A 24,009-nucleotide genomic window follows, 5' to 3' on the forward strand; every position below is an offset into this window, starting at 1 on the left:
CAATTATGGTACTTGCGGCGAATATCTCATGCATTCTTTATTCGGACAAAATGTTTTTGCATCACAAGCAGTACATGTTTTTTCGATAAATCTTGCATCCCAACAAGAGGGAATAATGTTTCCTCGAATCTCAGATTGAACTGACTTTTCAATATCTTTGACAACATTGTCAAAATGTGAGAAACTTTCTAGAATTTTTTCCTGGGTGATAGGAATTATTCTTATGGAGCGTTTTGATCTCAATTCTCCTGATAAAATATTATCAGATCTTTGACTTTTTTTGCGGTTATGTTTCCATTTATTAATATTCATCAGATCTCTCCCCGTTGGGAGAACATCAGTCGAACCATTTTTCACTTCTACTTGAAAATCCAATAAATCCCTATTTGATGGAAATAATTCATTTAAATAAAAAATAATTCCAGCAATGACAGGCTTTGCGTTTTTGTTTTGAGCTCTTAATCCGGCATAGGTAAGAATTTGCCACTCATGATGATGCCACTCAGTAGTTTTTCCTTCTAAATCGAGAGTTGATGAGGGCCTCCTAGATCCTTTATAATCGATTAAAATTTCGAATTCTTCTTGATCGGTTGCGTCAATGATTCGTTGAATTTCGGGATTTTCGTGTAGATAATGGATAATCAAATTTCCGTGCGGTGAATCACGAATTTTTATAGAACTTATTACATCAGCAACTCCTGAAATACCATAATATTTTGAACGATCGGAGTTTTTTTGATAATTGATCATCTCCCTCGTTCCCTTCAAATCGATTTCGACTTCTTCTATTAGAGGGAATAAATGTTGACCCCAACTATTTATTGCGAGGTCCGTTCTTTCACTTACTAAAAATTTATGAGGATGCCCAAGTTTCCCGCATTTTCCTGGGTGCTCGAAACCTTCCTTATACTCACAAAAAACTTTTTTATAGGCATGTAATCCTCGCGCATTTAATCTATCATTAATCATCTCTTCAATTTCCCGAATTTCATTTTTCCAATCCCACGGAAATTTTTTGTATCGAGGATCCTCTTTCCATCGCACATATGCTTCTTCCATTACACCATGGATAAATTCTCCAAACCATAATTGAACAGGTTTTGATGGAGGAAGAGCAGCTTTATTGTAATATCGATATTGCAGCGGACACTTGAGATAGGAAAGCAAATCTCCAGTGAGATTGTAGGTTGGAATTATTGTGGGTTTAGATTTTACAGTTAGCATTGTCATCTCCGAATATGTGTTAAATTGTTTAATCCTGGGCCCCAAATCCATGTACCTTTTCTATCCCACCCTGTGGCGATATTCTTTATTTCGCGCCTCGCACCCTTTTTTAAACTGTATCCATCTCTTACTGGATTCAATCCGATAATCAATAAAATATCTTGAGGTCGACTATACGCAACAAAAAACTTTCGTATCAAATCATCAAAATCTCGATCAATATTTCGAGGGTTTTGACCTCCAATATTTAACTGATTTTCTAACTGAGAAAATGGGCGAAGCTCAGTTTCAACAATAGTATCAAAACTTGGCTTAACAGGATGCCGCTTAAAAGCATGACCTTCATGAGTAATTTTAAATTCTGATCCTACATCAACGATCACTAATGGAAACTCTAACCCTTTTGCCTGATGAATTGACATTATATTCAACCTATCATGAGGTAATGTTTCGAAGAGATCTTCTTCAATTTCAATAGCTCCTAAAGCAATCGGAACAAAAATATTCCAATAGGCCTCTCGAACTGTTGCCTTTTGGTATCGAGAGAACGGCAAGGTTGCATCAACAAAAATTTCTGATTTATAGCTCGAGAAGAGAATATTATCTTCCATTGTTCGTAAAATTGATTCGAAATATGCTAAACCCTCGATATCTTCCATTAAAAAGGGAATCCAGGTAACTAAATTATATGATAAATCAATTAAAGACACGTTTTGTTCAATAATCGGTTCTTTATTGCTACGTTTTTTTCTTTGTTGCCAACAATTTACAAATTCATAAAGAACAACATTTCGTAGGGCAGGGGGATTTGAAGTAATAAATTTTTGTGCTTCACTTCGCCATTCATCGAAACTGGATCTGGCTTTGTGCGGGAGACTTTGAATTTCATCTTGAACTGTTTTTTTCGGATCAATACATTCAAGAATTAATCCACACAGTTTCATTATCTCTGGAATTTGGCTCAATTTTTTTCCAGAGGGATTAAAAACTTTGATTTTAGGGTTCAATCGTTCTAATTCATTTTTTAATAATAGTGGTAATTTAGGATCATCACTATAATCTCGTTCTTTAGCACTTGGACATAAGACACATAAATCAGCGGCTGAACCCTCACTGGAATTCAGTTGAATATTATGTTCTAACTCACCATCTTTGATAATTTTTGAATTATGAACATACAAAGAATTAATGAAATCTGCGAGATCAGATGCAAGACTATCCAAATCATCTCTAAATAGACCAAAAATTGGATAATTGTAATATTCCGTTTTTGATCTTGAGGGAATTATTGGTAATTTGTTATTTACTCGAACATTTTGGTAGTCGCTATCCAATTGAACATATTTATTGATAAAATCTACAATATTTTCTGTCGATCTGAAATTATCTCTCAATCTAATAATTCGGGGCGTTTGATGTAAACTATTTGAAAAATGATCTGGAAAATTCCGGAACAACTCCACAGTCGCTCCACGGAATCGATAAATAGATTGATCATCATCACCTACAACCGAGAGACTCCCTCCATTTTGCAAAGCAATTTTCGCAAATTCGAAATAAATTCTCGTCTGAATAAAATTAGTATCTTGATATTCATCGATGATTACAATCTGCATATTTTTAAGGAAATCATCGGAATATCGTTTTTCGGATAATAACTTGTACAATCCAAACTCAAGTCGAGAAAAATCAAATAGATTTTTTTCATCAAGTTTTTGTTTGTATTCATCTAATAGATCATTGAGGACTCTCGCACCTTTATGCTCTGTATTTTCTACGTACTGAGCGAAGTTAATTTGATCATTATTGCATCTCTGATAAATTGATAAAATCTTTTCAACCATATCAGAAAAATTTAGTCGACCATCATCGGGTTTACGACCGAATAAAAAATTAATATACGCCTTTAAATCATCATCTTTATCCCATCGGTGTTTCAAAAGACATTGTGTGATTATCGCTTTTGACGTGAATTCTTTAATTATTATAGGTGAGGGATTTCCTGGCTCTCGATTAATTCTCAAAATTTTTTCAGATATGCTATCGAGGGTTCCAACGGTTATTTGATTAAAATCAATTGATTTTAAGGTATTTTGAGTATCTGGGTCCTTTGATCTTTCAATTAAGTGTTGTTTTATTTGATCCCCCCACCCAAGAACCCTTGAACTCAATTCAGCAGCGGCTTTACGAGTGAAAGTCGTTACAAGAATATATTTGGGATCAATTTTGTCAATAAATATCAATTTTAATACACGCAGTGTCATCACGGTGGTTTTCCCGCTTCCAGGACCTGCAACAATAAAAGAGCACTCATTAAATTTTGTATTTATTGCAATATATTGGCCATTTGTTGAATCATCGTCGGTATTGTCATTTTTGATGTCGATGTTTAATTGATTCTTGACAGCATCTAGATACTCATTTAATTCGATCATTAAATTCCCTTCAATTATCTTGACAAATCCAGTTTCGAAGATGGTGAAGTCTCATCCCAATTCCACCACTTGCCAAATGGACATTTTTATTTTCAAATAGGTTCAAAGAGGGTTTTAATGCTTCGAAATAAATCTTCCCGATATTTATGTAAATATCCTCGTAATAATGTTCGTTTAAAAGTTGAGACAACTCAATTGTAATTTTACTTGACAATTCGTTTGCTCGATCAATAGTCATCTTTTGATCGTAAAATGAAATTTTCTTGTCCCCTTTTATCATCCCATATTTTGCGGATAAAACCAATATATCAAAATCGTTGGATCTGTATTTTCTTATCATTCGGAAAAAAGGACCATCATATAATTCTATAGCTGAAGTATTAACTAAATTTTTTTTCACCTTTGAACAAGGAATTATTAATAATTTTTTATTTTCCTCATCCAACTTTGAACGAATCATTGATAATAAATTATTTTCATTGGATAAAAAATCCCCCCGTCTTTCGTTTTGCCGATTGCCCAACCAGCCTGCCATTTTTTAATGTCTCGGATTTTGTTAAGAAACAAACAGAACAGGTCCAGTTTTCTCTTGAAATACAGCACTACTCATATCCAAGATAGTATCTGGTTGCCTATCTCCTGACATGAAACGATAATCATTCAATATTTTGCCGACACTTGTCTGCGATAACCACATCCCTCTTTCCTCTCAACAATTCTTCCAGTGACATCAGAGAAAGAAGAGATCTTTGGCAAAATCCTCCAAGAAGAAAGAAAAGCCAAAAACATATCTCAGGAAAAACTCGCCAAACTCACCGGCCTCGACCGGACCGCGATCAGCCCTATTGAAAACGGCAAGCGAAGCCCAACCTTTTCAACGATTTTAAGAATTTGCTCATCGCTAAAAATCGAGCCCTCGGAACTCTTCTCGATCTATGAGAAGAAAGATCCCGACTACACGGTAAAGAAAGGCGGGAAGCATGGAAGAAATTGAGGATATTATCGCTTCTTCCGATGATGAGGAATCGGATCTTGTGGATGATGATGTTCACGCATTTTCATGGGCCATCGAAGACGGCACCACTGCGGTTAAGAAGACCGATCGATCGGTTTTCCTCTATCGTGAAACGGTAATCCCCCAAAAGATTCGAGAATTCTTTTCAATCAATGATTTGCAGCCCGGACAAAAAAGAGGAATAACCCTCTGGCATGGGAAGGATCGTTTTGATGCATTTATCGAAAAGACCATTCACACCTCTCCAAGAACGAGACTGATGTGGAAACCGGAATTTGCAGCATTATTGCGAACTCACTATCCTCAATGGTTAGAATTTTTCCAAAAGAACCGGAAAGAATCCCATGAAACACCTTCGATATACTTTGTCAAACGAAAAGAACCCAATCACTATTCGGTTGAGTTAGAGGGCGCTGTTCCCCACGAGATCACAACGGAATTTCTTGTACCACTCAATGCTGGAGATGTCATTGATAACGACACGCTCCGAGCGATCTTCCAATGTAGTTCTCAAGGAGGGATGCGAAGATCTCTCCGGACAAATAGTCTCGTTCTCATTTCAGATCACACAAAGTCAGCCTACGTAGACAAATGGATGAACAATTTCTTCCATTACACCGGCATGGGGTTAACCGGCGAACAGAGCCTCTCCTTCCAACAGAACAAAACCCTCGTTGAATCGAAAACCAACGGTGTCAATCTCTATTTATTCGAAGTGTTTGAGGAAGGAAAATATGTGTATATTGGGGAAGTCGAACTCGCCGACCGTCCCTACCGTTCTCGACAGCCTGATATTGAAAAGAATCTTCGCGATGTCTATATCTTTCCCTTACAGCTCAAGGGACACAAACGTCCCCCTCTATTGAAAAAAGAAGTGCTTGAATCAAAAGAGGAGATCGTTCGGAAGAAAGTTCATAAACTACCCGTAGAAGAACTTGCAGCTCTTGCAAAGAATGTTCAACCAGATAGTGGAACCCGCACAGTGACCACTGAAGTTCGGGAACGAAATCCGGTGGTTTCAGAATATGCAAAACTGTTAGCCAAAGGGATCTGCCAACTCTGTGATCAACCGGCTCCTTTCAACAATCGCGATGGAGATCCATTCCTAGAAACCCATCATATCATTCCGCTTGCACAAGATGGACCAGATACGATAGAAAATGTTGCAGCTCTTTGCCCCAACTGCCACAGAAAGATGCATGTCTTGAATTTGCCGGCAGATGTTGCAAAGCTCAAGAATAAAACTTCATTAAAAGTCTAATCTTTTTGGTTTTTTTACATTCGCTCAAACCTCCGGGGCTAGCCCACGCGGCGAGGTCCGAGACCTAACAGGTCGAGGAAGAGAAGAGCCGAAGGCTCTTCGAAGGCGCCAGCCCCGATGAGCGTCAAACCCCGGGGGGCCTCACTCCCCCTTCCCCTCAATCACATCGACAACTTTCCGGCCAATCTCAGTGATCCGGTAATACCGGCCCATCCGTTCATCCGGCGTAAGACATTCCACAAGTCCTTTTTCAGTGAGTTCGAGAATCGCCCGGCTGATCGTTGAGCGTTCGATATCCAGCTGTTTGGCAAGCTCGGTCGGGGAATTGGGTTTGATGAGAGCCTTGAGTACCTTTTTCCGGACACTCCCCCGGCCAACGAAACTCACCAGTGAAAACATCTAGTGAAAATGGGGAAAATTATGTGATGAATTTACGTAGCAAATACGTAGTAAATATTATATTTTATAGATGCCAATATATTCATTGGTGCCTGGTGACCAACGATAGTACAAATCCGGATGCCGGCCGGAACAGGGAGCGACAACCTCCGGCACAAAACCCCTGTTCAGATGAAGCGTTACTCCGCATCCCGGATAATTTGCCAGGCATCGACCCCGCAACCGACATCCTCCTTTTCCGTTCGAGTCGGTATTCGCTCTACACCTTCGAGCCGATAAAACGCGGCACCGACATCTACGTGAGAATAAAACCGGACAGACCGGCGCACTGTTTCCTCCGGCACTGGTCGGAACAGCAGGACATCTGCACGCCCGTTTCAGAAGAATGTGCGATCCGGATTCTCCGCGGGCTTGCCAGCATACCGGAGACGATCATGTACATGGAGTTTGAGAATATCCTGCACTTCCTGCCGGGATATTTTAAGAAAAACTTTTGGGATTAGCCCACGCGGCGAGGTCCGAGACCTAACAGGTCGAGGAAGAGAAGAAACCTTCAGGTTTCTTCGAAGGCGCAAGCCCCGATGAGCGTCAAACTTCTCTGATAAAATCGTAATAAAAACCAATTATTTTTTGTTGACTATAGTCTACATTTTTATCCTTTCACACCAATCTTTCTTACGGTGCACTGGTGAACCAACTTCGTCAACTCCCGGACCAAAAGAGAAAATCCCGATCGGACACCCCCGGCTATTGAACGCTTGGTCTGAGCGTGATCGTTCCGGGAAAATTTCACCAGTCACCGGCATTTGGGATGATGGCAGGATAATGTACTGCGCTGTGGTGCAGGCCCACGCAACAAAACCAGCCAACTGAGGAGAAGAACTCGTTTTGAATTACCCGACACCCCTGCCGGATATCCACTCCTAAAAAAGAAAAACCGGGGAGGCCCCGGATCATGCGGCTTCTCCCCGAGTCAATCCCCGAATACGTATCGGGCAGTAAAAAAAGCCCGGCCACGACTGTTTACATCCGATGGTACTTTCAGTGGATTTCACTCATTGGTGCTGTCCTTTGATCGTTGTATATTGCTGTGAACAACGGCCCTGCCAATAATTCCGTTTTTCTCCCCGGGGCAGGATCTCAATTGTCCACACCATGCGTTGAAATTTCTCCATTAAACGATTTCTCGCGCAAATCTCTACCGATCGGAAAAAACGGTAAGATCAATGGGGGTTACAGAACAATTTTAGAAAACTCCGGGGCTAGCCCACGCGGCTGGGGCGTAGTATCTGCCGTTCATCAGAAGGGCAGATTTGAGAAGAGATTCTTCAGAATCTCTTCGAGCCCCAATGAGCGTCAAACCAAAATTACCTAAAAACACGTCACTCTTTTTTCTTATTATCCCGGTAAAAATCAATAAGCCGGTTGAGGATAGTATCATAGCTCTCCGATTTTTTCCCAAGATCCGCAAGTTTGTCCCGTGTTTCCGTTTGGATCTTGATCGTAGTCAGAGCCATCTCATTCTTTTATACCGGAATATACCAAGTATGTAATTATCATACCTTTGGATAAATTTATCCACAAAGGATACATAACTCTCCTCCGGTGCACTGGTGAACCAACTTCGTCAACTCCCGGACAAAAAAAATCCAATCGGACACCCCCGGCTAAAAAACGCCTGGTCTGAGCGTGGAAAAAGTTCCGGGAAAAACTCACCAGTCACCGGCACATTTTTTCAGGAACGGACCGGGTGAGAAATTACATACCAGGAAAAAAGTGACGGTAATTGACGGACCTTTTAAACATCCCGGGATTTACAAAAAAACGCCTGATCGGCGCCTGCATTGCCGGGCCGGTCATCGGCCTCATGCTCCATGGCGTGCTCTGTGTATCCGGCGGGTGGCAGTATACACCGGTGGTATTCGCATCGGTATTTTTCCTTGCCATGGGATCGTTTTGCACGTGGGTATGGTATTACTGTGGCGAATAAAAATCGTATTCTGACGATCCGCATCAATCCGGATTCAGGTAAACGGTGACGAGATCCAAAAAAATTCTGCAACTACATCAGATTAAATGAAAGATTACGATATATAGGTTAAACTTAAGTAGAATAGAAAATTACGATATATAGGTTAAACTTAAGTAGAATAAAAAATTGCGATATACGCGGTAAGAGATGAATAAAAATGATACCGAGAAATATATATCAATATTTTGGAAGTAAAAAAGAAAGAGTTTATAGGATTTTACTCAGCAATAAAATAAAAAAACCTTCCGGTTATAAAATCGCAAAATTGACAGAGGTAAGTTATCCTTATGTTCACACAATTTTAGGTGATTTGGAAAGAGAGGGTCTATTAAAAAATCGTGAGATTCCAGATATAAAAAAACTATTCAACTATTGGAGTGAACACCGAGGTCCAAATTACTATAAGGAATACCATATTCAAAATCCTAAAGATGCTTTAAAAACGGCCAAAATGGAATATGTGCTCACGGGCTATTTTGCCGAGAATCTCATCGGAAATTATTTATTTCCCAGATATTACCAAATATATATCAAAGATGATGACCTCAATAAATGGGAGACTCACCTGGTAAAAAATGGCTATGTTGGTAAAGGAAATGTGAGGATTTACCTTAATGACCACCATGTTTTTTTTGAAAAGCATGAGGTTGAAGGTTGGCCCGTAGTATCCATTCAACAACTGATTATAGATTTAATACGGGAAGGTGCGGAATGTGGAGAGGCCGCAGAGATTCTCATGAAACGAATTTACCATGTCTCATGAATTGTATGAAAAGGTTGAAAGCGAATCCGCTTTTGGCGCACTGAATCATATTGTCACCCGTCTGCCAAAACCATTTTTACTCCTCGGGGGGTGGGCAGTTTATGTCACGGTAAATGATTCGTACCAGGATGAACATGGATCTCAATATCTTGGATCCAGAGATATTGACGTATGTTTTCACATTGATCCGGATGCTGATGAATCTGAATTAAGAGAGAGTACTTTTTCTAAGGCTATTGCTATCGTTCAGGAGATCGGATATTTACCACACGGTTCTTGTCGATATTGTAAAATGATTAGGAGAGAAAATCGGGAAACAATTACAGAATGCGATGCGAGAGAGATTCCAATTCACGAATTATTCTATCTCTATGTGGATATGATGGTCGATAACATCCATCCGATGCAAAAGAAAGTTTTTGGTTTTAATGTTCTTGATGAACCGACACTTGGAAGAGTTTTCGAAGAAGGGACGGGGATTTTGATCAATTTTGACGGTGCAGAAATCCTGATACCCCCACCATATATTTTACTGGCAACAAAACTGAGATCTATTCCTTATCGGACAAAGGACGATAAACTTGTAAAGGATGCTTGTGACATCTATTCGATTCTTTGGCATTCATCTGAAAATTATAAAAAAATTCTCGCAGATATTCAGAGCCAGTATCCGGAAGATTGTAAAGCTGGATTCAATGCAATAACGAAGGAAATATCAGAAAAAGCTGCTTTTCATTTGGGAATCGATGTCGAACGTTATAGAGCGGTAATAAAACCACTTGACGGGGAGTAAATAATTATTGATTGAAGCAAGTTGACCCCGACGTCCGGGTAAGATCATGCACAACACGTGCGCCAAACAATGAGCATATATTCTGTGACCCCCCTCCCCCGCCAACATCTCCGGTGCACTAGTAAACCAGCTTCATCAACTCCCGGACCAAAAAAAAATCCCGATCGGACACCCCCGGCTATTGAACACCGGGTCTGAGCGTGGAAAAAGTTCCGGGAAAAACTCACCAGTCACCGGCACATTTTTTCAGGAACGGACCGGGTGAGAAATTACATACCAGGAAAAAAGTGACGGTAATTGACGGACCTTTTAAAAATCCCGGGATTTACAAAAAAACGCCTGATCGGCGCCTGCATTGCCGGGCCGGTCATCGGCCTCATGCTCCATGGCGTGCTCCGTGTATCTGGCGGGTGGCAGTATACACCGGTGGTATTCGTATCGGTATTTTTCCTTGCCATCGGATCGTTCGGCACGTGGGTATGGTATTACGGTGGCGAATAACCTCGTGGGGGCAACGTCCGGGACCCGGTGAAGCTATTCTCATGATGTTCCGCCGGTGCCAAAACCTTATTCTGGTAAAACAGACTTAAACACCATAAGCACATTGTAACTCTGGCTGGCCAGAATTACACGCGGGATCGTGAAGATAGTTCTGGAGAAGAAGAAATATGCACGAAAGTCGGATGGGAATCACAGTTCGCCAGAAAGGAGGATACCAGGCATATCTCCCAAAATCCCTGCCCCCGGATCCCCCGGTGCATTTTGATGACGAACTTCATCACCTCCTTTCCGAAGCGGACCGGGCCCTCGCACGCCTGGATGGCATGACAACGGTCCTCCCCAACGCGGATCTTTTCGTTGCAATGTACGTGAAAAAAGAGGCGCTGCTCAGTTCCCAGATCGAAGGGACACAGGCATCGCTCCAGGGCGTGCTTGAGTTCGAAGCAGACATGGTCCCGGCCGATGACATCAACGAGGTCAAAGAAGTTATCAATTACATCCGGGCAATGGATGATGGCCTCAAACGTACAAGCCATGAACTTTTTTCCATCGGGATCCTGCAGGAGATCCACCGGACTCTCCTCAAAGGGACACGGGGCGGCAGGAAGGAGCCGGGAAAGATCCGCACGGTACAGAACTGGATCGGGCCGCCGGGCTCGGACCTGCATTCAGCAACATTCGTCCCCCCACCCCCGGAAAAAGTACCGGAATTGCTTGAGGATCTCGAATCGTTCATCGTGGCCGACGACCGGATTCCCCCTCTCATCAAGATTGGCCTGGTACATGCCCAGTTCGAGACGATTCACCCGTTCATTGACGGGAATGGCCGGATGGGGCGGTTGTTCATCACCTTTTATCTCTGCCAGAAAGGCATTCTTGCCCGCCCACTCCTCTACCTGAGTATCTACTTAAAACAACACCGGGAAGAATACTACAACCATCTCCAGGAAATCCGTGTTGAAGGTGACTGGGAATCGTGGCTGAAATTTTTCCTTCGCGGTATCATCGAAGTTTCAAAAGAAGCTCTTGCCAACGCGAAGGAGATAATATCCCTAAAGGAACGACTTGTCGATACGCTGGTCAAAAATAATATCGGGGGCCTCAATGCAGTACGGCTCCTCGACCTCTTGTTTACGAAACCTGTCGTCACCGTTGCAGATATCAGTTCAGCACTTGGCATCAGCCACCAGCCTGCCTATGATCTGGTGAACCAGTTCGAGAAACTGGAGATTCTCCGGGAAATTACCGGTAAAAAACGGTATAAAAAATACCTCTTTGCCGATTATCTCAGGATCATCGAGCGGGGAACCGGGCAGTAATCATTTTTTGTAACCCCGGGGCAAGCCCACGCGGCGAAGCCAGCCACAAGCTGGGGAGAATGCAGAGGGTTATCAGAATGTCAGGAGTCATCAGAATGCTGAGGGGTCTTCAGACCCGAAGCAGGAGAAGAACGTAGTTCTTGGACTTCTGAAAGGTCATCGGACCTTGAAGATGAGTAGAGTTCATCAGAACTCTTCGACTGCGCCAGCCCCGATGAGCGTCAGACCACCTCTTGCACCACCGCTTTCCCGGAATCCCTGTCGACTATAGTCAGCGGTAGACATTAACCTCTTTTTCACCGAATCTCATCCAGTGACGCAGAACAAAGAAGAGATCTTTGGCAAAATCCTCCAGGAAGAACGCAAAGCCAAAAAGATATCTCAGGAAAAACTCGCCAAGCTCACCGGCCTCGACCGGACCTTCATCAGTCTCATCGAGAACGGGAAACGCAATCCCTCATTCACGACGATTTTGAAAATTTGTTCAGCGCTGGAGATCGATCCTTCGGAACTCTTCTCGATTTATGAGAAGAAGGACCCGGAATACCACTTAAAGAAAAGCGGGAAGCAGGGGAAATAATCCACAAACCCCGGGACACCCGGCTGATCATTGATGAACTGAAAAAGATACCCGGATAATTCCAGCTCTCCTGTTTCCGGATTCGAAACCGGAATAATATTTATTTGCAGACTATAGTCTACATTTATCTACGCCCACACCAATAATTATCCGGTGCCTGGTGAACACAGCAAGCACAATCCCGGAAGCCGGCCGAAACAGGGAGGGGCAACCTCCGGCACAAAACCCCTGTTCGGACATGGCGCTCCTCCGCATCCCGTACAATCCGCCAGGTACCGCTATCAACGCCGTACGGGAGACTGTGCTTATCGCCTCCACTGAGGTCCGCAGATCTCGATGGGGAGAAGAACCGATCAGGTCCCTCATTTCCATAGAGGTCATCAGGCCTCGACGGGGAGAAGAAACTCCCAGTTTCTTGGATTCCATAGAGATTATCAAACATCGGCGGGAAAAAAACCCGGGTTCTTCGACCCCGGAGTGGTCGTCAGGCCTCGACGGGGAGAAGAAACTCCCAGTTTCTTCGACAAAGTAACGTCCGGGCCGGCGATCAGCTTCTACCTTCGCTACCTGCCCGGGATTGATGACGAACCACTGGTCCGGCCATTCACGGACCGGTACGATGCGGCCGCATTCATCATAGGAAAAGCCGGCCGGGACCTTGCAGGAGTCACAGACGCGGAGTGTCAAAAGATCCGGAACTATTTCCCGGACTTTTTCGGGAGCGGGGACAGATGAGACAACAGGGAACCGGCCGGTCTGTGGATGTGATGAACAGGACGCGGTCAAAGGCCCGGGACACGAATATGCCGGACCGCAAAGGTGACCCCATGCAAAATCCCCCGGATATACCCGGCCCCGCGACCCACATCCCCCTCTTCCGTTCAGCACGGTATTCGCTGTACACCTCCGGGCCGGAAAAAAGCGGCACCGACATTTACGTCAGGATAAAACGGGACGGCACGCACCGGTATTTTATCCGGGACTGGTCGGAAGAGCAGGACACCTGCATGTCCGTCTCAGAAGAATTCGCGGTCCGGCTCCTCCGCGGGCTCGCCGCGATACCGGAGACGGCCATGTACATCGAGTCTGAGAATATCCGGCGCGTCCTGCCGGGATATTTTAACGCAAAGAGGGGAATAGCCGGCAAATGACCCGCTCGGGCTGCACCACCTTGAAAAAAGTATCAGAGAGATTTCTGCAGTTCGAGAATCTCTTTTCCGATCTGCGTTACTGTTTTTTTCTTAAAGGATTTCTTTCGCTCCCTTGTATAGTCGCCACTCCCGGGATCAAAACTCCGGATAAACCGGACTGCATCCTCCGGTCCAAGAGCATTGACCAGGGCATCGTACCCTTCGCTCTGGATCTGGGCAATTGTCTTACTCTCCGTCATGGTTCAACTCCATCAGCCAGCGCAACGGGTTATCGGCCCGTATTGATATATCTGGGCAATGCTTCTTCATAATCCTTATCACCTCATCATCAGTAGTCAGGAAGACCGCACCTGCTCTCTCAGCACATGCGATATGGATGGCATCCATTCCCATGATGCCGGTTTCTCCGATCTTTTCTGCCCGCGACAGCAGGACTTCATTAACCCGGATTGTCTCCCGGGCACGGTGGGTCAGCCGGATGACATGGGATTTTCTCACAGGATCCCCGATGAGACCAACCTCGTACATTACTGCAGTACTGGTAACCAGTTCCCAGTCAAGTGAGCAGCGTTTGAGGATCGCAAGAATTGCCTCGGTTTCAAGCCGGATACGTGTTTCGTGATGATTGTCAAAAGGCCGGCACAGGCAGCATACGTCCAGGTATATCTTCACAATAATCTTCCTGATTCTATATTATTATCAAAAACCGATAAAAGATTGCATCATTTTCCGGAGCTGAAAAACAGCCGGGGCTGCATCGCAACGAGAGCTTGGGATGCAATATCCTTGCAGGTGTAGGCACCGACATTTACGTCAGGATAAAACGGGACGGCACGCTCCGGTATTTTCTCCGGGACGGGTCGGAAGAGCAGGACTCCTGCATGTCCGTTTCAGAAGACTTTACGGTCCGGCTCCTCCGCGGGCTCGCTGCGATGCCGGAGACGGTCATGTACATCGAGTCTGAGAATATCCGGCGCGTCCTGCCGGGATACGTTATAAAAGGACGCAGGCGGTGAGGCAACCGAACGGCTGCTCCATCCTGTCGCCCGGTATACAAAAAGTTATTGCACTACCCGGTACGATATAATGAACAGTAAATACGAGAAGGGAAGGTATGGCATGCACAATTTCCGCTTTTCTGTTGTCATAGAAAAGGATGAGGACGGCTACACGGCATTCTGCCCGGAACTCCAGGGTTGTTATGCACAAGGAGAAACCTATGAAGAAGTCCTCGACAATATCCGTGATGTCATCCGCCTTCACGTTGACGATCGCATCGAATCGGGAGAGAAGATTCCCGAGGCCCGGCTCATCAACCTGACCATGGTGGATGTCTCGGTATGAGTGAGAAGCTCCCGCGGGTCCCGGCTGAGCGGGTTATTGCCCTGTTGAAGAAAAAGGGTTTTTCCTGCGTACGCCAAAGTGGGAGTCATAAAATTTTCAGGAATAATGCGGGAATCCGCGTGACAGTGCCGGATCATGCCGGGAAGATCCTGCACCCGAAGATCGTAAAACAGATCTGCAGGGACGCCGGCATCAGTCCCGAAGAACTGGGATAATTAAAATAAGCCGCATGTTCCGGTTTCCTCCCGCGCAGGTCGGAACAGCAGAAAGAGTGCATGTCCGTTTCAGAAGACTTTGCGGTCCGGCTCCTCCGCGGGCTCGCTGCGATGCCGGAGACGGTCATATACATCGTGTTTGAAAATATCCTGCACTTCCTGCCGGGATATTTTAACGCAAAGCGGGGAAAACCCGGCGAATGCCCTGCACGAGCCGGAAAAAATGTCAGGCAGAAAAATGCCGGGATCTATTTCCCGCCAGCAATCCCCCGTGCCCGTCCAGAACAAACGTCAACCCCCCGACCGCCCCGGAATCACCTTGCGCTCGTTCACGTCCTGCAACGGGATTTGCAAAGTTTATCATTTTATAATGCAGATAGTATGTCCGGATGTGATGCGCAGGTGACCCTATGCAAAACCCCCCAGTTCCCGGCAACGCGCCCGACCCCGCGACCGACATCCTCCTTTTCCGCTCAGCACGGTATTTGCTCTACACCCTCGAGCCGGTAAAACGCGGCACCGACATCTACGTAAGCATAAAACGGGACGGCACGTACCAGTGTTTCCTCTGGCACTGGTCGGAAGAGCAGAACCTCCTCACGCCTGTTTCAGAAGAACACGCGGTCCGGCTCCTCCACGGGCTCGCCGCAATGCCGGAGACGATTATGTACATGGAGTTTGAAAATATCCTGCACTTCCTGCCGGGATACTACACAGCAAAACGGGGCTAGCCGGTGACGGTAAGGAGCCTCGGGGAAATACCTGGAAGGGATCAGGAAACGAGAAACGCGGGGGACTTACTCTCTCGGAGCGGGTGATCCGGGAAAAATCCATGGTCCGCCACGACAAAGCCTGAAAAATCTTAAGCAGACTCTAAAAAACTCCCGGTTATTCCATTTTTTCTGCGTTGTTTTATATCCACATCCCATCTCTTCCTTCCGCTAACCGCTCCCGTGCAATCGCCACCGCGCTTTTTAATTTCTGTTCCAGCAGTTTGCGGGAGGGCAGCTCAGTGAAGTATTCCGCAACCCGGATACCACTTGCTTCGAGCTGGAGGAGTTCAATATGCCCGTCCGAGGAACCAGCACAGAGGATCAGGCCGATGGGCGGGTCTTCACCCATCTGGCGGTCATACCGGTCCAGCCACCGCAGGTAGAGCTCCATCTGTCCCTTGTCGGCCGCCCGGAACTTCCCGAGCTTCAGGTCGATAACAACAAGCCGGCGTAGTTTCCGGGGGTAAAAGAGAAGGTCGATATAATAATCCTCATGATCGACAGTAATCCGTCTTTGTCGGGCAACAAACGAGAAGTCGGTACCAAGTTCGAGAATGAACCGCTCCAGCTCGCGAAGTATCGAATTTTCCAGGTCTTTCTCAGAAAATGTATCGGACAATCCCAAAAAATCAAGGAAGTACGGGTCCCTGAACACCATATCCGGTGTCATTACGTCCTCATCACGCAATGCTGCGAGCTCTTTTTTTGCGAGTTCTTCCGGCTTCCTTGAAAGGGCAGTCCGTTCGAAGAGCATCCCCCGGATCTTTTCCTGGAGCACGCGGACACTCCACCGTTCGAGCCGGCACATCCCGGTATAGAATTCCCGGGCAAGGGGATCTTCGATATAAATGAGATTACGGAAATGGGTCCAGCTCAATTGTCCACTCAGTGAGTGGACTATTGAACGGTCCGGAAAAACCTCTGCAAAACGGATCATGTTGAAGAGATTGGTTCTCGCAAACCCGCGGCCATAATGAGCCGATAACTGGTCCGATAACTGGTCCGATAACTGGTCCGATAACAGATCAACCACCTGTTTACCGTACGCCGCACGATCTTCGCCAGGAATCTCTTTTCGGATCCGCTCACCGATATCCCAATAGAGCAGCACCATCTCAAGCGTTTATTCCTGCAGCAACCCGGATACGTGTTGACTCTACAAGGGACCGGATATCGCCAAGAAGAGCCACTGATGATTCAGGATTATCATGGACCGGAAAAATTATTTCTCCAGTCGTTTTCTTTGATGGTTTCTTTAGATGTTCCATGATGAAAGCCACTGGATCTCCAAAAAACAATTATTTTTTTCCCGGGATAACAGATGAGGTGCGGAGGGTGAAAGTTTTCCCACGTCCTTTTCGCAGGCAGATCCGGGAATATTTCCCGGACTTTTTCGGGAGAGGGGACGAGGTGTGCACGCCCGTTGCAGAAGAACATGCGGCCCGGGGCCTCATCCTGAGCGGTTGAACCAGCACCATCAGGATAATACAAATACCCGGGCAGCGCCACCTCAGGGTTACTATGGCCATCTCATCGAGCCCGTTCACGCTGGTCCTTATCCTCATCGCGCTCGCCATCGTATCGGCAGGGTGCACGGGCACGCCCGTCGCTGAGCCGCAGGCGGGCGGCACCATCCGTGCCTCCTCAGTCCCCCCGGCATCGGAGGTGTATCTCGATGGCGAATACCGGGGCTCCTCGCCTGCCATCATCGCGGACATCCCGGCCGGCCACCACACGCTGGAGTTCCGCAGGGAGGGTTACGAATCTGTCATGTATCCCGTCACGGTCACGGGCGGCATGGAGGATATCAGGGTGACGCTCACCAGCACGAATTACACCCTGCCGGTCACCGTCGCGACAACGACCACACCTTCAGACGGTCTCCCGCAAATCCACGTGGACGGGTACTGGACGCACCCACCGGCGGGCCGCAGCACGGAAAACCCGGTATCGCTGGTCGTGCACACCGAGGCCTTCAATGTCGGGCCGGTGGATGCCCGGGAAGTGACCGCATCGGTAAATTTCTATTATGAAGGGAGGATGATCTGCTGGAACACCGTATACCTCGGGACACTTGCGGCCGGCGGCCACGTGAGCCGGGACAACCAGTTCTCCTGCACGCTGCCATCGTCCATGTCGGACCAGGACCTGGAAGTCCGGTTTGAAAATGTGGTTGTAACGAAGTAAGACCGGCGCCCGGCCGGGAAGGGGACACACCATCCCGGTAATCGTAAGGGTCCGGAAAGAGACAGGAGCACTGGTTCTATTGTGCTATCGCTGTGATCGTTTGTTTTTTATCCAGAAGACATAGGGAAAACCAATACCGGTACTGCCGATCCCCAGGTCGAATAACGCCAGCCGTATTTTTCGCATAAACGAGTTGGGCCGGGTCCCGGCAATGATCGATTCCCGCGTTACCGGCCCCTGTGGCGGAACGAGTGCCGGAGACATAGTACAAAATTGTGATTTTATAGTTAAATGATCATGCACAGCCATCTCCACGCTCCCACAGGGACCGGGAAGCCGGGAAAACGGTACAAAAAACAGCAGGCAGTTCCATCAAAAACAAAAATATAAAGACCTTTATACTGACTTTTCCAGAGAAATACATACATGACATCCCGCACGCTCATAGTGACCCTCATCATAGTCACACTCGCCATTGTATCCGCAGGATGCACAGGCACCCCCGCTGCCCAGCCGCAGGCGTTGTCGGGGAACGGCACCCTCCATGCCACCACAGTACCGGCAGGAGCGGAGGTTTATCTCGACGGTGAATACCGGGGCCTCACGCCTTCCGCCATTGGCCCGGTCCCGGCTGGCCGCCACACGCTGGAGTTCAAAAAGAGCGGCTACGAGTCCGTGGAGCACCCCGTCACGGTCGTAGCAGGGGGATGGACGGGGTCTCGCTCCAGCTGAGGAGTATACAGACCATCATCCCGGCCAATACAACCGCAACCAGTCTTCCGCGTATCGACGCGCAAGGGTCCTGGGAGTACCAGTACGGGTTTAACAGCACCGCGGACCCGGAGAGATGGAACAGCACGACATTTCCGGTACCGCTGTTCCTGCACACCGAGTTTTCCAATGGCGGGACGGCCGGTGCCCGGCAGGTGACAGCATCGGCAAATGTCTACCATGACGGGTTGATGACCTGCGAAAACCCCATGGACCTCGGGGCGATTGCAGTGAGCGGTCACGTGACCCGGGACATCGAGGTCACCTGCACGCTGCCATCGGGGTATATCGAACAGAACCTTGTGGTCCTTGTCGAGAACGTGACGGTGAAGGCGTAAGGCCGGCACGGGGGAGCTATGCCATGACCCGTTGTTCTTACCCGGAGTGCAGGATCTCCCGGCTGCTTCGGCCGGGGATTTGTGGAGGGGCTGTAGGTTTTCTTCGGCAATACGACCCGGATGTTTTTAAAACACCAGTACAAATAAACCGGATCAGGTGAGCCAATGGAGACCATGAACATTCGGATACGGGGGGGAAAAGTAGGAATGCTGGTCCCCTGGATAAAAGAGAGTTTTCAGGAAATTCCCGGGAATTTTTTAAAATCCGGTGAGATACGCATTTTTGCAAAAGAGGAATATTATTTCAGAACCGGTTCAAACCTCCTTACTCTCGTAATCATGGATTTTGGAACACCGGACCGGTGTCTTGTGTCACTTGTTTCCGGGGGCGGGAGTGTAGGATTGTTCATACCGATATCATGGAACTCAGAAAACTCAGCAAATGCTGATTTTGTCTTCGATCTGAAAGCGGCCTGCCAAGAGTATTCCCTCGTTATTGAGGAGGTCCCCGGACCGGTATCCACGGGTGGGGTCCCGGATACGTACGGGTAATTCCCCCCGTAACGAAAACGGTACCGGCATATTCAGGGGCCTTGTCAAAAACGTCTTCCGGACCCTGTTGCATTCCTGATGACAATCTGCCGGATAACATACCAGCTCCCGGTGACGGGCGAGATCCATTCAGCAGATTGTTGACCGCAGCATTTTTTTCACTCTCGCCGGGGTGATTACATCCATGCCCGTTTTTGTAAAATGCGGGATGCCCGGCCCGGGGGCAGGCCGGCGGGTGTCCCGTTATATCACAAGCATCAGGAAGAGCAGGAAATACAGGGCAATCGAGACCGGGGGGACCAGCCGGAGCGACCAGTAGTTGACCTTCTGGATCCGGATCGTATCCTTATCTTCCATGTATTTCAGGATCAGGATGCCAGGGGTGTCCTCGACCTTCGAAGAACTTGGAGGAGTTCTTCTCATCCTCATGGTTCTGATGATCCATTCGGAGTCTGGTGATGGTCTCGGACCCGCAGGAACCAACCTTTTTGCCTTCCGGGCCAGATTCACTTCTAAGGGAACCCCATGAAGAACATCATCCTTATCGGCATGCCCGGCGCAGGCAAGAGCACCATGGGGGTGGTCCTTGCAAAGGCCCTCGGGCTGAAATTCATCGATACGGATCTCGCGATACAGGAAAAGATTGGGAGGCTCCTGCAGGAAATCATTGATACGGAGGGGGCCGGGGCGTTCAAGAAAATCGAGGAGGAGACAATACTCTCGCAACATGTTCACCATGCCGTCATTGCCACGGGGGGCAGCGTGGTGTTCAGCGAAACGGCGATGGAATACCTGAAGAGAGAGGGCGTAGTTGTTTACCTCAGGATCTCTTTTGAGGAAATGGAAAAAAGGCTCAGGAACATCACGACCCGGGGCATTGTCCTGAACAAGGGCCAGAGCCTCCGGGAAATGTATGACGAGAGGGTCCCCCTGTACGAAAAGTACGCCGACATCACCATTGATTGTTCAGGAGATGATTTTGAGACGGTTGTCGGACAGGTTGTGGATGAGACAGGTTAAACCCGCCCACATTGCATCCATTCCCATTAATTATCCTGAAATTCACCAACCAGGTCTGAAATCCGGCGTAAAATTTCATTGTGCCGGTCAAGACTGATGAACACCCGGTTGTCGGAAATGCGAATGGTATCGAGAAGTGCTGCATCATTCAGGGAGTCAAAACGGGAAATACTGGTGCCGGATAGAAATTCCCGGATTTTTTTTGCTTTCTGTTTTTCATAGTTCGATACATTCCTTGGTCGTCCACGGGCCATAATAATAAAAAGAGGGCTGAAATTGTATAAAAATTAGTTGAAAGACACCTGAATTATGATGAATATACCGGGTCCTGGCAGTAGTGAGTAAGTCGAAGAACGCTTTTCAGCGTTCTGTCGGAGAACTGCGTTCAGGGAAAGATTATTGATCCTCTCCTGCTTTAGGATTGGAGTGGTTCGCAGAATCCGAAGGGTTCATCAGAACCCTGAGGATGAGAAGATTTCAACAGAAATTTTCGAATCTCGACAAACTGAAGGGAGGCGAAAGCCGACCTTCTGGATGGGAGTGGTTTCTCAAAACCTCGATGAGCGGAAGGGAGGCGAAAGCCGACCTTCTGGCAATATTGGTACAAGGCACTATCTCTTATACTGTGACAGCTGATACTAGAGCACACTGTTCTATAACATAGGCAGTACGAGAAATCATTATGTTCGGATCAAGTAATTTTGGCGGCAACCGCGGTCCCCGTGACTTCGGCCCCCGTGAAATGACAAAAGTAGTCTGTTCAGACTGCGGAAAAGAGTGCGAAGTACCGTTCAAGCCAACCGAGGGAAGGCCCGTCTATTGCCGGGACTGCCTGCCGAAACACCGGAAGCCCCGCTTCTAAGTGTCTTAACGGTTAATTATTTTTCTTTTTTTTCCGAGCAGTCATCAGGCTGCGAGGACGAGAAGAACTCGCCAGAGTTCTTCGAAAAATGCTTATTAATTCTTCCTGTGGTTCGGGTCTGCTGACCCTCACCGATTCGAAGGGGTGAGGATCATAAGTATTGATTTCTTAAAAGAGCGGACGCGGTTTTTCACCAGGAAAACGAGAGGCTTAGTCCTCAAGGACCACCTTCACCTCCATATGGTTCTGATGGACCACTCATATTGGAAAATTTCCCCGCATTTTGTTCCAACTTCCTATGGTTTATATGCCCTTCACTCCAACCAGAAAATTACGACGGGGTAACGAGGAAGGTTTAAAAAAATGTCAACGCGGAATTCAAATAATAACATTTATTGTCGCTCTCCGGCACACATGGTGTATCAGGTTCGAGAGAAATGCCATAAAAAATGCCGGGCGTATTCCGGATTGATCGATATGGCCTTTTTTCCCGGATATGGTTTATCAGGGAAGTCCGGATGAGCATTCGATACCCCGCACTGGCACTGGCACTGATCGTTCTCGTTCTCATAGTTCCGGCGACAGCAGTTCCTGGGGGGAACTGGACCGAGATCAACGGGTCCGCAGAATTCCCGGAACGATACCATCATACGTCGGTTGTGTTTGACGACAAGATGTGGGTGATCGGAGGATATGATTCGGTCGGAGGGTATGATGGTGGATTCAGAAATGATACCTGGTATTCCTCTGGCGGAAGTGTATGGTATGAGGCAAACGCATCTGCAAAATTTCCGGCGCGTAATTTGCACTCATCTGTCATCTATAACAGTAAGATGTGGGTGATTGGGGGACAATCTTTCGGGGGTTATCCGCATAAGGATATCTGGAGTTCAACAGATGGGATTATATGGAACATGGTAACCGATACTGCTGGATTCTCCGCCCGTTACAGTCACGCGTCAATAAATTTTTTAAATAAAATATGGGTGATAGGAGGCTATGATGGTGGCTATGATGATGAGGTCTGGGCTTCTTCTGATGGTGTATCATGGAATAAGATCTCATCTGATGGAGACCACTTCACCGGCCGGGCGAGCCATTCATCGCTGGTTTTTAACAATAAAATCTGGGTGATTGGGGGAGACACAACGGGGATTGACACCGGGTATAAGAACGATGTCTGGTATTCTTCGGATGGCATAACATGGACTGAGACCGCAGTTGTCGGGGATCGCTTCACACCCCGGCATAGTCATACATCGGTTGTTTATGACAACAAGATGTGGGTAATTGGAGGACTCAGCGCAACCGGGATTATGGATGATGCCTGGTATTCAACCGATGGCATAACATGGATCAAGACCACACCCACCCTCGCCCCGCCAGCCCGGGAGAGCCATACGTCGGTTGTCTCCGGATCAAAAATGTGGATTATCGGGGGATATGATGGGTCATCCAATAAAAATGATGTATGGGCATCCCTGATAGCGCCGGTTGCAGGGTTTTCAGCCAGCCCGGTATCCGGTAATGCACCGCTTTTAGTAACATTCACAGACGCGTCTTTGGAATTTCCATCATCATATGTATGGACTTTTGGTGATGGGAGTACATCGTCATCAGTAAATCCTGTCCATTCGTACACGGCCGCCGGCACATACCCGGTATCCCTGACCGTGACGAACAGCGACGGGACCAGCACGGAAACCAAAGCCGCGTATATCACGGTCTTTGCTCCATCATCTTCCGGAACCGTTGCCAGCACCTCCGGCGATGACGACCCCCCGGACACCATGACGGATGTATCCCACACACCCATGACAATCACCGTGAACGTGGGAGGCAACTCGGCAGTACCCCTAGTGACAGTGACCGGCACCGGATTAAAAGACCTCATCGTTACCGCTACGGTGCTGGCCGGCCCGGGTACCGGTATTCCCCCGCCACCGGGGACCGTCTACGAGTACATCGGGCTTGTCCCGGCCCGGTACACCACGATCACCAGCGGGGAGATCACCTTTTCCATTCCGGCCACGTGGCTCGAAGAGCATGCGATCCGCCCGGACACGATCACCATGTACCACTATACCGGGACGGTGTGGGAATCCCTGCCCACAACGGTCCTTGCAACGAAAAACGGCCAGGTGCATTTCTCAACGACAAGCCCCGGGTTCTCCCTTTTTGCGATCAGCGGGATGCCGGGCGAATTGCCGGACATGCCCCTGACCAGCCCGTCCCCGCAGGCATCCGGTGACCCCACGCCCGTACCGGAACATACTCCCGACATTACACAACCACTCGCCACCCGGACAACTTCGCCCCCGCAGGTACAGCCCAATCAGCCGGCACCGGAATTCCCGCTTGCCCTCATCGCGGTCACTGCTGTGGCGTGTGTCGGGCTCTTCACCGGATGCATGCTGGTACGACGCTGGTGGACCCGCCGGCAGAACCCGGCATTGTTCCGGAAATACGAGTAA

Annotated in this window: 32 protein-coding genes; 21 read left to right on the forward strand and 11 right to left on the reverse strand. The window is 47.5% G+C overall.

The features are described from left to right. Window positions 1-3 precede the first annotated feature (3 nt). From M0R30_RS05330 to M0R30_RS05340, 3 genes are read right to left on the reverse strand one after another with little or no spacing between them, the layout of a single operon-like run. Window positions 4-1,230 (reverse strand): PD-(D/E)XK nuclease family protein, encoded by a 1,227-nt coding sequence (locus tag M0R30_RS05330; RefSeq protein ID WP_292544315.1) that lies wholly within the window; start codon window positions 1,228-1,230, stop codon window positions 4-6. After that, entirely contained in the window at window positions 1,227-3,659 is a 2,433-nt protein-coding gene (locus M0R30_RS05335; RefSeq protein WP_292544318.1) for an ATP-dependent helicase, read from the reverse strand. The genes M0R30_RS05330 and M0R30_RS05335 overlap by 4 nt, the downstream gene beginning before the upstream one ends. 10 nt (window positions 3,660-3,669) lie before the next feature. Next, window positions 3,670-4,194 (reverse strand): DUF6884 domain-containing protein, encoded by a 525-nt coding sequence (locus tag M0R30_RS05340; RefSeq protein WP_292544321.1) that lies wholly within the window; start codon window positions 4,192-4,194, stop codon window positions 3,670-3,672. A gap of 189 nt (window positions 4,195-4,383) precedes the next feature. Between M0R30_RS05340 and M0R30_RS05345 the strand changes: the two genes are divergently transcribed. Further along, the gene (locus M0R30_RS05345; RefSeq protein WP_292544323.1) at window positions 4,384-4,653 is read left to right on the forward strand and encodes a helix-turn-helix transcriptional regulator; all 270 of its coding nucleotides are present in this window, start codon (window positions 4,384-4,386) and stop codon (window positions 4,651-4,653) included. Continuing rightward, the gene (locus tag M0R30_RS05350; RefSeq protein ID WP_292544325.1) at window positions 4,640-5,935 is read left to right on the forward strand and encodes an HNH endonuclease signature motif containing protein; all 1,296 of its coding nucleotides are present in this window, start codon (window positions 4,640-4,642) and stop codon (window positions 5,933-5,935) included. Before M0R30_RS05345 ends, M0R30_RS05350 begins: the two co-directional genes overlap by 14 nt. A 141-nt stretch (window positions 5,936-6,076) precedes the next feature. Here M0R30_RS05350 and M0R30_RS05355 read toward each other — a convergent pair whose 3' ends face one another. Beyond that, complete coding sequence (locus M0R30_RS05355; RefSeq protein WP_292544327.1) at window positions 6,077-6,322, reverse strand: MarR family transcriptional regulator; 246 nt, start codon at window positions 6,320-6,322, stop codon at window positions 6,077-6,079. A gap of 107 nt (window positions 6,323-6,429) precedes the next feature. Here M0R30_RS05355 and M0R30_RS05360 point away from each other — a divergent pair, with 107 nt between their 5' ends. After that, the gene (locus tag M0R30_RS05360) at window positions 6,430-6,837 is read left to right on the forward strand and encodes a hypothetical protein (protein ID WP_292544331.1); all 408 of its coding nucleotides are present in this window, start codon (window positions 6,430-6,432) and stop codon (window positions 6,835-6,837) included. 879 nt (window positions 6,838-7,716) lie between these two features. Here M0R30_RS05360 and M0R30_RS05365 read toward each other — a convergent pair. Further along, complete coding sequence (locus M0R30_RS05365; protein WP_292544334.1) at window positions 7,717-7,851, reverse strand: hypothetical protein; 135 nt, start codon at window positions 7,849-7,851, stop codon at window positions 7,717-7,719. Between the two features lie 269 nt (window positions 7,852-8,120). Here M0R30_RS05365 and M0R30_RS05370 point away from each other — a divergent pair, with 269 nt between their 5' ends. The 8 genes from M0R30_RS05370 (at window position 8,121) to M0R30_RS05405 (ending at window position 13,473) form a co-directional block, all read left to right on the forward strand. Continuing rightward, window positions 8,121-8,324, forward strand: coding sequence for a hypothetical protein (locus M0R30_RS05370; RefSeq protein WP_292544336.1), 204 nt, complete (start codon window positions 8,121-8,123; stop codon window positions 8,322-8,324). Between the two features lie 199 nt (window positions 8,325-8,523). Further along, window positions 8,524-9,129 carry a hypothetical protein gene (locus M0R30_RS05375; RefSeq protein ID WP_292544338.1) on the forward strand — a complete coding sequence of 202 codons (606 nt, stop codon included), beginning with the start codon at window positions 8,524-8,526 and terminating at the stop codon, window positions 9,127-9,129. Beyond that, the gene (locus M0R30_RS05380) at window positions 9,119-9,922 is read left to right on the forward strand and encodes a hypothetical protein (protein WP_292544342.1); all 804 of its coding nucleotides are present in this window, start codon (window positions 9,119-9,121) and stop codon (window positions 9,920-9,922) included. The genes M0R30_RS05375 and M0R30_RS05380 overlap by 11 nt, the downstream gene beginning before the upstream one ends. Window positions 9,923-10,219: 297 nt before the next feature. Next, on the forward strand, window positions 10,220-10,423 hold the full coding sequence (locus M0R30_RS05385) for a hypothetical protein (protein WP_292544344.1): 204 nt from the start codon (window positions 10,220-10,222) through the stop codon (window positions 10,421-10,423). A gap of 182 nt (window positions 10,424-10,605) precedes the next feature. Further along, a complete protein-coding gene (locus tag M0R30_RS05390; RefSeq protein ID WP_292544347.1) occupies window positions 10,606-11,742 on the forward strand; it encodes a Fic family protein in 1,137 nt (378 codons plus the stop codon). Between the two features lie 313 nt (window positions 11,743-12,055). Continuing rightward, window positions 12,056-12,322: a helix-turn-helix transcriptional regulator gene (locus M0R30_RS05395; RefSeq protein WP_292544350.1), complete on the forward strand. Its 267-nt coding sequence runs from the start codon at window positions 12,056-12,058 to the stop codon at window positions 12,320-12,322. Window positions 12,323-12,799: 477 nt separating this feature from the next. Next, window positions 12,800-13,057, forward strand: a complete 258-nt coding sequence (locus M0R30_RS05400; protein WP_292544353.1) for a hypothetical protein — start codon at window positions 12,800-12,802, stop codon at window positions 13,055-13,057. Beyond that, entirely contained in the window at window positions 13,054-13,473 is a 420-nt protein-coding gene (locus tag M0R30_RS05405) for a hypothetical protein (RefSeq protein ID WP_292544356.1), read from the forward strand. Before M0R30_RS05400 ends, M0R30_RS05405 begins: the two co-directional genes overlap by 4 nt. Window positions 13,474-13,505: 32 nt before the next feature. Here the strand turns inward: M0R30_RS05405 and M0R30_RS05410 are convergent, their stop codons facing one another. Together M0R30_RS05410 and M0R30_RS05415 are read right to left on the reverse strand one after the other, a co-directional pair. Next, window positions 13,506-13,712: a hypothetical protein gene (locus M0R30_RS05410; RefSeq protein WP_292544359.1), complete on the reverse strand. Its 207-nt coding sequence runs from the start codon at window positions 13,710-13,712 to the stop codon at window positions 13,506-13,508. Further along, complete coding sequence (locus tag M0R30_RS05415; protein WP_292544361.1) at window positions 13,699-14,145, reverse strand: PIN domain-containing protein; 447 nt, start codon at window positions 14,143-14,145, stop codon at window positions 13,699-13,701. Before M0R30_RS05415 ends, M0R30_RS05410 begins: the two co-directional genes overlap by 14 nt. 98 nt (window positions 14,146-14,243) lie before the next feature. On the opposite strand from M0R30_RS05415, the gene M0R30_RS05420 reads away from it, so the two are divergent. From M0R30_RS05420 to M0R30_RS05435, 4 genes are all read left to right on the forward strand, one after another. Beyond that, window positions 14,244-14,489, forward strand: a complete 246-nt coding sequence (locus tag M0R30_RS05420; protein WP_292544364.1) for a hypothetical protein — start codon at window positions 14,244-14,246, stop codon at window positions 14,487-14,489. Window positions 14,490-14,559: 70 nt separating this feature from the next. After that, window positions 14,560-14,817: a type II toxin-antitoxin system HicB family antitoxin gene (locus M0R30_RS05425; protein ID WP_292544367.1), complete on the forward strand. Its 258-nt coding sequence runs from the start codon at window positions 14,560-14,562 to the stop codon at window positions 14,815-14,817. Then, complete coding sequence (locus tag M0R30_RS05430) at window positions 14,814-15,032, forward strand: type II toxin-antitoxin system HicA family toxin (protein WP_292544371.1); 219 nt, start codon at window positions 14,814-14,816, stop codon at window positions 15,030-15,032. The genes M0R30_RS05425 and M0R30_RS05430 overlap by 4 nt, the downstream gene beginning before the upstream one ends. A 410-nt stretch (window positions 15,033-15,442) precedes the next feature. Next, window positions 15,443-15,763, forward strand: a complete 321-nt coding sequence (locus M0R30_RS05435) for a hypothetical protein (RefSeq protein WP_292544374.1) — start codon at window positions 15,443-15,445, stop codon at window positions 15,761-15,763. Between the two features lie 181 nt (window positions 15,764-15,944). Here M0R30_RS05435 and M0R30_RS05440 read toward each other — a convergent pair whose 3' ends face one another. Together M0R30_RS05440 and M0R30_RS05445 are read right to left on the reverse strand one after the other, a co-directional pair. Then, window positions 15,945-16,919 (reverse strand): PDDEXK nuclease domain-containing protein, encoded by a 975-nt coding sequence (locus tag M0R30_RS05440; RefSeq protein ID WP_292544377.1) that lies wholly within the window; start codon window positions 16,917-16,919, stop codon window positions 15,945-15,947. Window position 16,920: 1 nt separating this feature from the next. Next, on the reverse strand, window positions 16,921-17,073 hold the full coding sequence (locus M0R30_RS05445; protein WP_292544378.1) for a hypothetical protein: 153 nt from the start codon (window positions 17,071-17,073) through the stop codon (window positions 16,921-16,923). A 253-nt stretch (window positions 17,074-17,326) separates the two neighbouring features. Between M0R30_RS05445 and M0R30_RS05450 the strand changes: the two genes are divergently transcribed. The 3 genes from M0R30_RS05450 (at window position 17,327) to M0R30_RS05460 (ending at window position 19,101) form a co-directional block, all read left to right on the forward strand. Beyond that, window positions 17,327-17,992: a PEGA domain-containing protein gene (locus M0R30_RS05450; RefSeq protein WP_292544380.1), complete on the forward strand. Its 666-nt coding sequence runs from the start codon at window positions 17,327-17,329 to the stop codon at window positions 17,990-17,992. Window positions 17,993-18,418: 426 nt separating this feature from the next. Continuing rightward, complete coding sequence (locus M0R30_RS05455) at window positions 18,419-18,724, forward strand: PEGA domain-containing protein (RefSeq protein WP_292544383.1); 306 nt, start codon at window positions 18,419-18,421, stop codon at window positions 18,722-18,724. After that, window positions 18,700-19,101: a hypothetical protein gene (locus M0R30_RS05460; protein ID WP_292544384.1), complete on the forward strand. Its 402-nt coding sequence runs from the start codon at window positions 18,700-18,702 to the stop codon at window positions 19,099-19,101. Before M0R30_RS05455 ends, M0R30_RS05460 begins: the two co-directional genes overlap by 25 nt. A 795-nt stretch (window positions 19,102-19,896) precedes the next feature. Here the strand turns inward: M0R30_RS05460 and M0R30_RS05465 are convergent. Beyond that, window positions 19,897-20,076, reverse strand: a complete 180-nt coding sequence (locus tag M0R30_RS05465; RefSeq protein WP_292544387.1) for a hypothetical protein — start codon at window positions 20,074-20,076, stop codon at window positions 19,897-19,899. A 102-nt stretch (window positions 20,077-20,178) separates the two neighbouring features. On the opposite strand from M0R30_RS05465, the gene M0R30_RS05470 reads away from it, so the two are divergent. Then, a complete protein-coding gene (locus tag M0R30_RS05470) occupies window positions 20,179-20,673 on the forward strand; it encodes a shikimate kinase (RefSeq protein ID WP_292544389.1) in 495 nt (164 codons plus the stop codon). 26 nt (window positions 20,674-20,699) lie between these two features. On the opposite strand, the gene M0R30_RS05475 is transcribed toward M0R30_RS05470, so the two are convergent. Further along, on the reverse strand, window positions 20,700-20,927 hold the full coding sequence (locus tag M0R30_RS05475; protein ID WP_292544392.1) for a hypothetical protein: 228 nt from the start codon (window positions 20,925-20,927) through the stop codon (window positions 20,700-20,702). 428 nt (window positions 20,928-21,355) lie between these two features. On the opposite strand from M0R30_RS05475, the gene M0R30_RS05480 reads away from it, so the two are divergent. Both M0R30_RS05480 and M0R30_RS05485 read left to right on the forward strand, forming a co-directional pair. Further along, window positions 21,356-21,535 carry a CxxC-x17-CxxC domain-containing protein gene (locus M0R30_RS05480; RefSeq protein WP_292544394.1) on the forward strand — a complete coding sequence of 60 codons (180 nt, stop codon included), beginning with the start codon at window positions 21,356-21,358 and terminating at the stop codon, window positions 21,533-21,535. A gap of 986 nt (window positions 21,536-22,521) precedes the next feature. Further along, a complete protein-coding gene (locus M0R30_RS05485) occupies window positions 22,522-24,009 on the forward strand; it encodes a PGF-pre-PGF domain-containing protein (protein WP_292544396.1) in 1,488 nt (495 codons plus the stop codon).

Source organism: Methanoregula sp., assembly GCF_023227875.1.
Lineage (GTDB): Archaea > Halobacteriota > Methanomicrobia > Methanomicrobiales > Methanospirillaceae > Methanoregula.